We start from the raw sequence: 12,705 nt of genomic DNA, 5'->3' as shown, positions 1-12,705 counted from the left end.
CGTTCAATTTAATCATGTTTTCTAAGTTAATTAATTACTATAAGAAGAAAAAAGTGAATACTGAGTCTACTCTTCCTTGTCAATTTATTGAACCGTTAGCAATAAGTGCCCCTTTCATATCGAGTGCTGAAATCTGCCAACTAGGTAAAGCTTTTCATGAATGGCAAAGAGAAATATTTCCGGATGAAGACATCACCGCCATAGTGAATGCAAGAGCTGAATTTGTTGATAACATCCTGACAAAATTATGGTGTCAGCATGAACTTGATGAGTACCAAATTAGCCTATTAGCTGTTGGTGGGTATGGTAGAGCTGAATTACACCCATATTCTGATGTAGATATATTAATATTAACTCAAGAAAAAACAGATAAAGAGCTTGAAGATAAAATTTCAACTTTTATTACTCAATTATGGGATGTAAAACTTGATATTGGCCATAGCGTACGAAGTGTTAAAGAATGCTTAAAGCAAGCAGTAAATGACGTAACCATAGCAACTAACTTAATGGAAATGCGTCAAGTTTGTGGTAACGAAGCATTAACTGAACAATTACAACCCTTACTCAATCAAGACGTATTTTGGACCTCTAAGAAATTTTTTATTGCAAAGCGAGATGAGCAATACAATAGACATCAACAATATCATGGCGCTTCATATACACTTGAACCCAACCTAAAAGCTAATCCGGGTGGATTAAGAGATATTCAAACCATAGGTTGGGTAGCAAAACGTCACTTTGTTGCCGACTCACTAGAAGAGCTAGTAGAGCATAAATACCTCACTAGTAATGAATATTTCGAACTTGTAGAGTGTCAAGATTACTTATGGCGCATGCGTTGTGCCCTTCACTTTGTGGCTGGCAGAAGCGAAAACAGGTTGTTATTTGATCATCAAGCAAGTGTAGCCGAACTACTAGGTTTTGGTGATGGCGGAAAACTCGCTGTTGAAAGAATGATGAAACGCTTCTTCAGAATTATTGGCCGTGTTGCTGAATTAAACAAAATGTTACTCCAACATTTTGAATACGCCATTATCAACGATAAAAAATACAAAAAAGTAACACCGATTAATGATGACTTTATTATTGTTGACGGTCAAATTAAAGTTACTAACAAGCGTATTTTTACACGCTCAGTTAAAATTATGGAAATGTTCTTATTAATAGCAGAACATGATGAAATTACTGATTTACACCCTAATACACTTCGTTTAATGAGAAATGCTCGACGTCGTTTAGTATCGGGCATGATGGACTACGCAGGCTGTAGAAAAACTTTCATACAATTAATGAAACACCCAAAAGGTCTAGGTTTAGCCTTTACATTAATGCACAGACATTCAATATTAGCCGCTTATTTACCAGAATGGCGTAATATTGTAGGCCAAATGCAGTTTGATTTATTCCATGCCTACTCTGTTGATGAACATAGCTATCGTTTAATTAAAAACTTATATCGATTTAGTCAAAAAGAACATAATCATGAATTTCCACTATGTAGTAAAATAGTTCAACGAGTTCGCAAGCCTGAGCTGTTATATATCGCTGGTATATTCCACGATATAGCAAAAGGTCGAGGTGGTGATCATGCAAAACTAGGCGCTATAGACGCATTAGCATTTGCTAAATTACACCAATTAAGCGATCACGACGGGCGTTTAATTTCTTGGTTGGTTAAACATCATTTATTAATGTCAGTTACGGCACAGCGCAGAGATATATCAGATCCAAACGTTATTAAAGAGTTTGCCGATATTATTAGAGATGAAGCTCATCTAGATTACTTATATTGTTTAACAGTTGCCGATATGAGAGCAACTAATGAAAGCTTATGGAACAATTGGAAATCTAACTTATTAGAAGAGTTGTATTATAATACCAAGCGCGCCTTTTTAAGAGGTTTAGAAAAACCTGTTGATTTGCGTGCTAAAATCAGAGAAAACCAGCAACTAGCAACAGAATTACTATTAACTCAGAATGTAACCGAAGAACAAACAGCTAAGGTTTGGAAAGAATTTAAAGCTGATTATTTTTTACGTTATGCACCTGCGCAAATAGCATGGCACACTAAACATATACTTAAGCACGATAGAAAAAAACCATTAGTTATTATTAACCCTACTCCTTATAGGGGGGGAACAGAAGTTTTTGTTTACACTAAAGAACAATCCAATATCTTTTATAATATTGTGTCTCTTTTAGGCTCAAAACAATTATCGATTCATGATGCAAAAATAATCACGAGTAACAAAGGTTATACTGCAAATACCTTTGTTATACTTGATCATCAAGGTAAACCTATTGATGATATTAATAGAACCCGTGTAATTGAAGAAGCACTAACTAATGTATTGTCAGAATCTCAATGTTTAATAAAGCCTAAACCATTGGTAAAACGTTTCAAACAATTTAATATACCCACCCAGGTTAATTTCATTGAAACAAAAACTAAAAACACCACAATGTTAGAAATTATTGTGTTAGATACTCCTGGTTTACTAGCAAATATCGCTGATGTATTTCAACAATGTGAAGTGCAAATACATTCGGCCAAAATAACAACGTTTGGTGAAAAAGCAGAAGATGTTTTTACTTTATCAAACAAATACAAACAAGCACTTACTCTAGAAGAACAAGAAGCACTTACGCTTATGTTGTGCGACAAAACCTCTATACCAAATTCACCTTAAAAAAAACATTAGGAAATATAATGTCTGAATTACAAACTATCATTGAACAAGCATTTGAAAATCGTGCTGAAATCACCCCTTCAACAGTAACACCAGAAGTAAAAAAAGCCGTATTAGATGCTTTAGATGCTTTAAATAACGGTTCGGCTCGTGTTGCTGAAAAAATTGATGGTGAGTGGATCGTTCACCAATGGCTTAAAAAAGCAGTACTTTTATCTTTCCGTATTTGGGATAACGAAACGTTAGACGGCGCTGAAAGCAAATTTTACGACAAAGTACCAATGAAATACTCAGAATACGGTAACGCAGAATTTAAAGCCGATGGCGTTCGCGTAGTACCTGGCGCTTCAGTACGTACCGGTAGTTACATAGGTAAAAATGTTGTAGTAATGCCTTCATTCGTTAACATTGGTGCTTTCGTTGACGAAGGAACCATGGTTGATACATGGGCAACGGTTGGTTCATGTGCACAAATAGGTAAAAATGTTCATCTATCTGGCGGCGTTGGTATTGGTGGAGTATTAGAACCATTACAAGCCGGCCCTACAATTATTGAAGACGACTGTTTTATTGGTGCTCGTTCAGAAATAGTTGAAGGCGTAATAGTAGAAAAAGGTTCAGTTATTTCAATGGGCGTTTATATTGGCCAATCAACTAAAATTTTAGATCGTGAAACAGGCGAAGTAACTTATGGCCGTGTTCCTGCGGGTTCTGTGGTAGTTTCAGGTAACATGCCATCTAAATGTGGAACTTACAGCTTATACTGTGCAGTAATTGTTAAAAAAGTTGATGCTAAAACATTAGGTAAAACAGGTTTAAATGATTTATTACGTTCTATCGATTAATTGAATAGTAACGTAAAATCAATAAAGCAGCGGTATAAGCGCTGCTTTTTTATTTCTTATTTAGGGCAGTATTATTATATCCGTCATTTTTTTGACCCCAAACAGTTAACAGCACATTAACACTTTATTAAACACCAACAACCTCTCATATTTTCCTTTAAATTCAATCCATTAAAAACATGGCACAGCACTTGATATACCTAATCATAAGATTAAGTAGATTTTAATTTAGGTTGTTGTCATGAAAATAAAAAATGTTGTTATTGCAGTTATTCTAGGTTTATTAATTACCGCGTGTAATTCAACACCTAAAGAAATGAAGTTTGTAAAAAAAGCCGCGGTATCTGACCATTACTTACTGATGTCATTAATCAATAGACCCATAACAGCAGATCAACAAATGATGTTAGCTTTTGCCCAACAGCGAGAAACTCATTACAGTAATATGTTTGTTAACGCAGTAAGTATTAAAGGACCTAAATTTATAGATAACTCAGAACCTCAAAACATTTACAGCGCACTTATCGATAATGATAATAATGCGGTTTCCATACAAGGTCCTAGTCTTCTAAAATCAAACGAAATATAAATAAGCCTACTTCAGGCTTATCTGGACTACCTTAAGGCTTAACAGCCAGCAACACCTACTCCCAATTTAATCTCAATCGGTTAATTCAGCTACATTAAGCGATAGTTGCTCAAATACACCTTTCCATTGCTCATCAAAGTCAGCCTGTATTTCTATAGGCTCTTGCGTTATAGGATGAGTAAAATTAAGCTTTTTAGCATGCAACATTAAACGCTTAAAACCAAAATACTCATTAAAAAATGGATTCTGTTTATTGTCGCCATAATTTATATCGCCAATAATAGGATGGCGTAAATGTGCTAAATGACGCCTTATTTGGTGTCTTCTCCCTGTTACAGGTTTTAACTTAACAACGGAATATCTTACTGAATCGTATTTACCTACGGTTTCATTTAAAGTTGCTGTACCTAACGATTCAAAATACGTTTGTGCTTCTTGCGCCTCCTTATTAGGATCTACATACTTATCACCAATTTTATCAAGCTTTTCTTTTAAAGGATAATCAACTAATCCTTCACCCAATAAATGTCCACGAGTTAACGCATAATAGGTTTTTTGAATAGTTTTATTGGTAAATGCTTGCCCCATTAAACGAGCAACCTCTTCGCTCAAGCCAAAAAGTAAAACTCCTGATGTTGGTCTATCTAATCGATGTAGAGGATAAACGTATTGCCCTATTTGATCTCTAACCAACTGCAAAGCAAAATAAATTTCGTCTTTATTCATATAACTACGATGTACAAAAAGCCCAGAAGGCTTATCTACCGCAACTAAAAACTCATCTTGGTAAAGGATTTTTAATACAGGTTTTTCAAGATCTTCTTCGTGATTTTCTAATAATTCAGTCATTCTTATTTATCACAACTCAAAAGCTATTTAATAAAGATATATACCCGTTACCAATCAAGATGCTAAGGGAATTTTATCAGGTAGATAATAAAACTTAGCGACTAAAGGCATCTAAATTTGTACGTCTAAAGTTTTTATCGTGGAGTTCACTTTCTATTATCTCTATAATGCGCTTATTATTCGATACATATTTTAACTATGACTACTATTTCTTCCATTTCAGAATTACTCGCTTTATCCGGTTCTCAATTTAGAGTTTACGATGTAGGCAGAAAAATAGATAAAATATCTAAAGATACCTTTAATAAAATAGAGTTAAATCAGCTACCTTATCCCTATCCTACACAATCACATGCTTGTTTAGCGGTAGTTTTTTGGCAAAAAGAATCAACACAACCTTTTTTATGGTTTATAAAGTTACCACTTGATGAAAGAGGTTTATTAAATCAAGGAGCCAGAAACCATTACATCGCTATTATTATTGAAGCTTTAGGTAATAACATTACTGATACACCATCAGAAAAGCAGGAAGAGTTACTCAAAAACAACCCGTATCACTTTACACCAGCTCAATATAAATTAGCTGCGTTAAATAGCATAATCAATACTAAATTAAAGCGAGAAATGAGTGAACACTACCCATTATTTACTCAATATATATCGGGTGATTTAGGCTGGGATAATTGGCAGAATATAGGTGTGCAAGGTATCAACGACTTTGCAGCCAAAATTAATGAAACGAATAATGCTGACAAACTTGCTCAAGCTATTGAGTTTTTACCTGAAGCTGTTTTAACCCCTTTATGTATTGCTCTAGAGAACCAAAAACTACCATTAGTTGTAATACAAGCCATTTTAAATCAACTACAACAAACTCATACAAGTGAAAACACACAACATAATTTACTAAGAAGTTTAGCCAGCTCAAGTAAACACCCATTAGTTATTCAATATTTAACTGCGCAGTTAGAAGAAGCAAAAATACTATCAACAAACAACATTATCTTATTTTCAGGTCGTTTATGGGATGTTTTAGAAGATACAAACACCCTATTAAATTTATTAGAAGCTATCGCTAAAAAAGATGATTTACCATTATTTGTAGAAATATTTAAAGATCTTATTGCTATTCCCTCTATACGCCCCCAAATATTTGAAGTAATGAGAGCACCACAAAGAAGTGAAGCGTTGTCACTCGCTATCGGCCATATTTTTCAAACTACAAATAAAAGGTAACAATATTGGAAAACATATATTACTTACTGATTGTCTGCCTTATTTTTTGGTATTTTATTTATTTACGAAAAATATCAGAATACGCTCGTAGTCATATAAATACCTACTGCAATACCGAAAATTTACAATTCATATCACTTGCAAGAAAATCAAGCCGAATAAGCTTTGATAAAAGACATGGCCCACATTGGGTAAGTGTTTTTGAATTTGAGTTTAGTGGTGATGGCGAATCGTCATACCTAGGTGAAATGCAACTTAGAGGCTACAAAGTTGATGGCGTTAATATGCCCCCTTACAAAATTCATTAATACCCAAATTTCAGACAAAAAAAATGCGATTCATATGAATCGCATTCTTACTAGCTTTTTCATTGCGTCCTGCAATTAGTGGTCCCGCATCATCCTTAATAACTATCCTTAGTAATCCTTAAACGAATCTTTCGCTGTCCTTCAAGCCTTTCCATGGCAGTAACTACTCTTTAGTTACTCACAAATAAGTTTATAGCATATTCCTAATGCTCACATCCGTATTTACCTTACTTCCCTTTGCATCCTGCAATTAGTGGTCCTGTATCATCCTTAATAACTATCCTTAGTAATCCTTAAACGAATCTTTCGTTGTCCTTCAAACCTTTCCATGGCAGCAACTACCCTTTAGTTACTTAAATATTAAATTTTTAGCATCTTCCTAATGCTTACATCCATGTTTTACTGCATATCGACATATCCATATAAAAATCCTTTTACATTAGATCCGTCTATCTACTTTATTAAGCTTCCATTGCAGTAAGTCCTACTACTTATCAATCTTCCTGACTGAGTGTCTCCTGACATAGGTAATGATACGCTCATCAATTACTTTTCGAAGATACCCTTTTAAAAAAACTTCAGTAGCATTTACTTTTTAAAAAAACAAATCAAATATAAACTAACAAAATCATAAAGATAATAAAAACCACAAATAAATCCCCCTAAGAAAAAAGCTTTATGTCCTACGCCAATGTAAGACATGTCTCACATTATTTAATGTATAATCACCATAACTTTCTTTTTACTTGTGTAGCTTTTTTAGACGCGCGAGAAGAAATTCAACCTATAAGAAAATTTAACAAAATATTTACTAATACTTCTTAAAATTAATCCACCTAATATTTCAACGTTCTTTTCTAGCCTCATGAATTAGTAAAATATAATAACCGTATTGTATATATTGTTTTTCATATATATAATTATTCGTATATTTTATTTTTATTGATTACCATGAAAAAAATAAGTAAACAAAAAGTCCTTTTTCTATGTACTGGAAACTCGGCTAGGTCTCAAATGGCGGAAGCTATATTAAGACATAAAGCGGGTGATAAGTATGATGTTTATAGCGCTGGTACTCAGCCTGATATAGTTGATCCTCGTACAATTAATGCACTGGAGAAGTTTGGTTTAGATACTAATAATTTAGTTTCTAAAAATATGAGTGTCTTTGAAGGTCAAGCTTTTGATTATGTTATTACTTTATGCGACAAAGCTAATAATGAATGTCGCAGCTACCCCAATGCAGTTAAGCAATTAGCATGGGATTTTCCCGATCCAAAAGAGCGCTTTGGCAGTAACCCTTTCTCTACTACATTAAATGAGCTTAATAACCGCTTATCTATGTTTCTTTTGGTTGAAGAAAAAAACATCAGTATTAGTAGTGGTGCTACCGAAGCATTAGTTCACACAGAAAATGATCAACTTAATGGCTTTGAACCCCTCTCTTTTTATAAAAGCCTAACCGATGAAATTAGGCTGAAAACATTAATGTTAACTCATTACCACGGTGAGCTTTGTGTTTGCGAACTAATGCAAGCGATGGATGAAGATAGCCAACCTAAAATGTCACGTAACCTTGCTGTTTTAAAGAAAGCTAAGGTAATAACCGACAGAAAACATGGTCAATGGGTGTTTTATCGTATTACCCCTGAACTTCCGCTATGGGCTAAGTCAGTTATTGCACAAACTACAGAAAATAATATTCCCATGATCAGTAACGAGCTTGAGCGTTTAGCTAGCATGCAAAATAGACCTGCTCGAGCAAGTTTCTGTAAATAAGTTTTCTATAAATAATGAATAAAGGATTTAATGATGGGAATTTTTGAACGTTATTTATCGGTATGGGTTGGCTTAAGCATTGTGCTTGGGGTGGTTTTAGGTTTATGGCAACCTGATGCATTTCAAATAATTGCCGGTTTTGAAATTGCACATGTAAATATTGTCGTCGCTGTTTTTATTTGGGTGATGATTTATCCCATGATGGTACAAATTGACTTTTCAGCGATAAAAAATGTGGGTAAAAACCCTAAAGGGCTTGTGTTAACTATCGTTATAAACTGGTTGATCAAGCCTTTTACTATGGCCGGTTTAGGTTGGTTGTTCTTTAATTTCTTTTTTGCTGATTTAGTTGATCCTGCTTCAGCTCAAGAATATATCGCAGGGATGATTTTATTAGGGGTTGCCCCATGTACGGCTATGGTGTTTGTATGGTCACAGTTAACTAAAGGTGATCCGAACTATACCTTAATTCAAGTATCAGTAAATGACGTGATTATGATTTTTGCTTTTGCACCTATCTCTGCATTATTGCTTGGCGTGAGCGATATTCAAGTACCTTGGGAAACCTTACTAATCTCTGTTGTACTTTATGTTTTGCTGCCTTTAATTGCGGGCGTTTTGACTCGAAAAGTATTGAATAATGGCCACGGTGAAAAGTCATTACATCAGCTTTTATCAAGATTAAAACCTTGGTCAGTTATCGGTTTGTTAGCAACAGTAGTTCTGTTATTTGGTTTTCAGGCAAATACTATTATTTCTGAACCTGAAACCATTGGCTTAATTGCTATTCCATTAATGCTTCAAACATACGGTATTTTTATTATTGCCTATGTGGCAGCTAAATGGATGAAACTACCCCATAACATTGCGGCACCAGCATGTTTAATAGGTACATCTAATTTTTTTGAACTAGCTGTTGCAGTTGCTATATCACTTTTCGGCTTACATTCAGGAGCTGCACTTGCCACTGTAGTCGGTGTGCTTGTTGAAGTGCCTGTTATGCTTTCTTTAGTTTATTTTATTAATCGAACGCAACATTGGTTTAAGTAAAGCATAACCATATAAACTCATTTTTAGGAAATATTATGCCAACACATCCATTTGATATTTTAGCCCTTGAAAACGGTGCTCAACTTATATTTACCCCTTGCCCTGGTACGAAAGAAGTTAATTTATCTCAATCTATTTCAACACTTAAACAGGCAGGCACAAGCATGCTTATTACCTTGATGTTTAATGATGAAATGGAAGAGAACAATGCACTCACCTTACCAACAGAATGTAAAAAACAAGACATTGCATGGGTTCAACTCCCTATTTTAGATGATGCCGCTCCAAGCCAAGCCTTTGAATCTGAATGGGCAGCCACAAAGGCAAACATATTAGAAGTGATAAATAACAAAGGCACCATTGCAGTCCACTGTAAAGGTGGCTCTGGGAGAACAGGTTTAGTGATTGGACTGATTTTATTAGCGATTGGATGGCCTAGTGAAAAGGTTATTGAAGAAGTTCAAAAAATACGACCTAAAGCTCTAAAAAATCCAGCTCAACTCGATTACTTTAATTCATATTTATAAATTTAAACAACATATTTAGGACACACTTATGACGATTAAAATTGGCATTAATGGCTTTGGCCGTATGGGGCGTTTATCAATGCGCGCAGCATTCGATTGGGATGATATTGAGATAGTTCACATTAATGATCCTGCAGGCAATGCTGAAACACTTGCACACTTAATGATGTTTGATTCAGTCCATGGCCGTTGGCACCATGAAGTGACTCATGAAAATGATTCAATCGTTATTAATGGTAAAGCAATACCGTGTACACACAACAAAGCGACTCAAGATACTGATTGGTCTGGTTGTGATGTAGTTATTGAAGCGTCAGGAAAAATTAAAACTAAAGCATTGTTACAGGCTTACTTAGACCAAGGTGTTAAGCGTGTGGTGGTTACCGCTCCTGTAAAAGAAGAAGGTGTATTGAACATTGTTATGGGAGTTAATGAGAACCTTTACAATAAAGCTATTCATCCAATTGTTACTGCAGCTTCATGCACCACAAATTGTTTAGCACCAGTAGTTAAGGTTATTCATGAAAAAATAGGCATTAAACATGGTTCAATGACCACCATTCATAACATCACCAATACTCAAACGATCATTGATGCACCACATAAAGATTTGCGTAGAGCACGTTCTTGTGGCATCAGTTTAATACCAACAACAACAGGATCGGCTACTGCAATTACGCATATCTTCCCTGAACTTAAAGGGAAATTAAATGGTCATGCAATACGAGTTCCTTTAACTAATGCTTCAATTACTGACTGTGTTTTTGAGGTTGAACGTGACACAAGCGTTGAAGAAGTAAATAAATTACTTAAACAAGCAGCCCAAGGTGAATTAAAAAACATTATGGGATATGAGGAACGTCCACTTGTGTCGATTGATTATAAAACGGATCCACGTTCAAGCATCATTGATGCATTATCAACAATGGTCGTAAATGATACGCAAGTAAAACTTTATGTTTGGTATGACAATGAATGGGGTTATGCCAATAGAACCGCAGAATTAGCACGTATGGTTGGCTTGGCAGATAAAGGTTAATTCTTATGGGGCTTTTATCACTCAAAACGTTACCTCCAGCGATTAAACAATACTTGGTGATAACAGGCAATTATTGGGCTTTTACCTTAACAGATGGTGCGCTACGTATGCTGGTAGTGCTGTATTTTCATCAATTAGGATACAGCCCTTTAAATATTGCCATGCTGTTTTTGTTTTATGAAATATTTGGTGTAATTACCAACCTTGTTGGTGGTTGGTTAGGTGCAAAACTTGGCTTAAATAAAACCATGAATATTGGTTTGGCCATGCAGATAGTCGCTCTTGGTATGTTAGCTGTGCCTGCTGAAATGTTAACGGTTATTTATGTGATGATCGCACAGGCGTTATCGGGTATTGCCAAAGATTTAAATAAAATGAGTGCCAAAAGCTCTATAAAATTACTCGTGCCCGAAGGAGCTGAAAGTAAGCTCTATCAGTGGGTTGCTATACTTACGGGTTCTAAAAATGCACTAAAAGGAGTAGGGTTCTTTTTAGGTGGATTGCTATTAACCTTACTAGAGTTTAAAGGGGCAATCATCTTAATGGCTGCACTGTTAGCCATTGTATGGGTATTTAGTTTAATCACTTTAAAAGAAGATTTAGGGAAAGCGAAAAACAAACCTAAATTTAAAGATATTTTCTCAAAAAGTTCATCAATCAACCTACTTTCTGCGGCACGAATGTTTTTATTTGGCGCAAGGGATGTTTGGTTTGTGGTGGCATTACCTGTGTTTTTAGCTGTAACCTTTAATTGGGATCATTGGTGGGTTGGTGGATTTATGGCGAGCTGGGTTATTGGCTATGGCATAGTACAATCCTTTGCGCCTTATTTTACCGGTAAAAATCAGGGAAAAGTACCAACAGGTAAATCTGCATTTTTGTGGGCAAGCTACCTAACCGTAATACCTGCGACGATAGCCTTAGCGTTACACTTTAATTTTCACATTCAAGCTTCAATCATTATAGGATTGTTAATATTTGGTGCTGTTTTTGCTATTAACTCTTCATTGCATAGCTACCTAATTGTAAGTTATGCAGGTAATGATGGTGTGTCCCTTGACGTTGGTTTCTACTATATGGCTAATGCTATGGGGAGATTGATTGGTACTGTGCTTTCAGGTTGGGTATATCAAAATTACGGGCTAGAAGCCTGCTTATGGATATCAAGTTTATTTGTGGCGATAGCATCTTTATTATCATTAAAGTTGAAGAAGTGAACCTCTTATAAAGTTAATGTATTAAAGCTCATAGTCAACGTTAAAATTTGAACATTAATGTCAGCTATGAGCTTAAATCATCTCCACAAGTGGCAGAAAATATTGGATAATATTCCCTAAATATGCTCATGGTTTCACAAAAGCTAACCTCAGCTAATGTCTAATAAGCGACCATTCACTACATAGCTTAGGAGTTTTTAAATTTTCTTATTTTTGTAACATTTTTTATAGTTTTTCACGACTTTTGACATAAATATTTCAATTGATTTAGCTCAATATAGCTACAACCAAGAAAATCCTGAACAAGAACTCTCATTATTAATGAAGATCCATATAAAACCTACTGATAAACAATTAATGATAAGAATGAACAAAATTGAACCACTATAATGTTAATAGCAAAACAGCGATAAAAAATGATACATTAATGATTTAAATTAATACCTTAAACATAGCATGCGTTAATACATAAATAACCAACAGCTAAAAAATCAAACTATTTTTCAATCAATACTTGCATAAAAAACAGTTACTGTATAAATTAACAGTTAATCATTTTTAACTATTGATTCGTAC

The 12,705-nt window shown here is 34.8% G+C and carries 11 protein-coding genes; 10 read left to right on the top strand and 1 reads right to left on the bottom strand.

What is annotated here, in order from left to right; genetic code table 11:
• Positions 1-53 precede the first annotated feature (53 nt).
• The 3 genes from glnD (at position 54) to AC0L5Q_RS20195 (ending at position 4,124) form a co-directional block, all read left to right on the top strand.
• Positions 54-2,690 (top strand): [protein-PII] uridylyltransferase, encoded by a 2,637-nt coding sequence (gene glnD, locus AC0L5Q_RS20205; protein WP_473613336.1) that lies wholly within the window; start codon positions 54-56, stop codon positions 2,688-2,690.
• Between the two features lie 20 nt (positions 2,691-2,710).
• The gene (dapD, locus tag AC0L5Q_RS20200) at positions 2,711-3,535 is read left to right on the top strand and encodes a 2,3,4,5-tetrahydropyridine-2,6-dicarboxylate N-succinyltransferase (RefSeq protein WP_473613335.1); all 825 of its coding nucleotides are present in this window, start codon (positions 2,711-2,713) and stop codon (positions 3,533-3,535) included.
• A 241-nt stretch (positions 3,536-3,776) separates the two neighbouring features.
• Positions 3,777-4,124: a hypothetical protein gene (locus AC0L5Q_RS20195; protein ID WP_473613334.1), complete on the top strand. Its 348-nt coding sequence runs from the start codon at positions 3,777-3,779 to the stop codon at positions 4,122-4,124.
• Positions 4,125-4,196: 72 nt separating this feature from the next.
• Here the strand turns inward: AC0L5Q_RS20195 and truC are convergent, their stop codons facing one another.
• Positions 4,197-4,973: a tRNA pseudouridine(65) synthase TruC gene (gene truC / locus AC0L5Q_RS20190; protein WP_473613333.1), complete on the bottom strand. Its 777-nt coding sequence runs from the start codon at positions 4,971-4,973 to the stop codon at positions 4,197-4,199.
• Between the two features lie 198 nt (positions 4,974-5,171).
• On the opposite strand from truC, the gene AC0L5Q_RS20185 reads away from it, so the two are divergent.
• The 7 genes from AC0L5Q_RS20185 (at position 5,172) to arsJ (ending at position 12,129) form a co-directional block, all read left to right on the top strand.
• Positions 5,172-6,209 (top strand): DUF3549 family protein, encoded by a 1,038-nt coding sequence (locus AC0L5Q_RS20185; RefSeq protein ID WP_473613332.1) that lies wholly within the window; start codon positions 5,172-5,174, stop codon positions 6,207-6,209.
• Positions 6,210-6,214: 5 nt separating this feature from the next.
• The gene (locus AC0L5Q_RS20180) at positions 6,215-6,517 is read left to right on the top strand and encodes a DUF3301 domain-containing protein (protein ID WP_473613331.1); all 303 of its coding nucleotides are present in this window, start codon (positions 6,215-6,217) and stop codon (positions 6,515-6,517) included.
• 1,014 nt (positions 6,518-7,531) lie between these two features.
• A complete protein-coding gene (locus tag AC0L5Q_RS20175; protein ID WP_473613330.1) occupies positions 7,532-8,296 on the top strand; it encodes a metalloregulator ArsR/SmtB family transcription factor in 765 nt (254 codons plus the stop codon).
• A 33-nt stretch (positions 8,297-8,329) separates the two neighbouring features.
• Entirely contained in the window at positions 8,330-9,346 is a 1,017-nt protein-coding gene (gene arsB, locus AC0L5Q_RS20170) for an ACR3 family arsenite efflux transporter (protein ID WP_473618340.1), read from the top strand.
• 35 nt (positions 9,347-9,381) lie between these two features.
• Positions 9,382-9,873: a phosphatase domain-containing protein gene (locus AC0L5Q_RS20165; protein WP_473613329.1), complete on the top strand. Its 492-nt coding sequence runs from the start codon at positions 9,382-9,384 to the stop codon at positions 9,871-9,873.
• A gap of 28 nt (positions 9,874-9,901) precedes the next feature.
• Positions 9,902-10,912, top strand: a complete 1,011-nt coding sequence (locus AC0L5Q_RS20160) for an ArsJ-associated glyceraldehyde-3-phosphate dehydrogenase (protein ID WP_473613328.1) — start codon at positions 9,902-9,904, stop codon at positions 10,910-10,912.
• A 5-nt stretch (positions 10,913-10,917) separates the two neighbouring features.
• Entirely contained in the window at positions 10,918-12,129 is a 1,212-nt protein-coding gene (gene arsJ / locus AC0L5Q_RS20155; protein ID WP_473613327.1) for an organoarsenical effux MFS transporter ArsJ, read from the top strand.
• Positions 12,130-12,705: the final 576 nt, after the last annotated feature.

Source organism: Pseudocolwellia sp. G5-9 (genome assembly GCF_055808995.1).
This window is presented reverse-complemented; position numbering and strand designations above follow the sequence as displayed.

What these genes read in the sequence shown, in the direction of transcription:
- dapD (WP_473613335.1), top strand. Translation starts at nt 2,711, where the DNA reads ATGTCTGAATTACAAACTATCATTGAACAAGCATTTGAAAATCGTGCT.
- AC0L5Q_RS20195 (WP_473613334.1), top strand. Translation starts at nt 3,777, where the DNA reads ATGAAAATAAAAAATGTTGTTATTGCAGTTATTCTAGGTTTATTAATT.
- truC (WP_473613333.1), bottom strand. Translation starts at nt 4,973, where the DNA reads ATGACTGAATTATTAGAAAATCACGAAGAAGATCTTGAAAAACCTGTA.
- AC0L5Q_RS20185 (WP_473613332.1), top strand. Translation starts at nt 5,172, where the DNA reads ATGACTACTATTTCTTCCATTTCAGAATTACTCGCTTTATCCGGTTCT.
- AC0L5Q_RS20175 (WP_473613330.1), top strand. Translation starts at nt 7,532, where the DNA reads ATGGCGGAAGCTATATTAAGACATAAAGCGGGTGATAAGTATGATGTT.
- arsB (WP_473618340.1), top strand. Translation starts at nt 8,330, where the DNA reads ATGGGAATTTTTGAACGTTATTTATCGGTATGGGTTGGCTTAAGCATT.
- AC0L5Q_RS20165 (WP_473613329.1), top strand. Translation starts at nt 9,382, where the DNA reads ATGCCAACACATCCATTTGATATTTTAGCCCTTGAAAACGGTGCTCAA.
- AC0L5Q_RS20160 (WP_473613328.1), top strand. Translation starts at nt 9,902, where the DNA reads ATGACGATTAAAATTGGCATTAATGGCTTTGGCCGTATGGGGCGTTTA.
- arsJ (WP_473613327.1), top strand. Translation starts at nt 10,918, where the DNA reads ATGGGGCTTTTATCACTCAAAACGTTACCTCCAGCGATTAAACAATAC.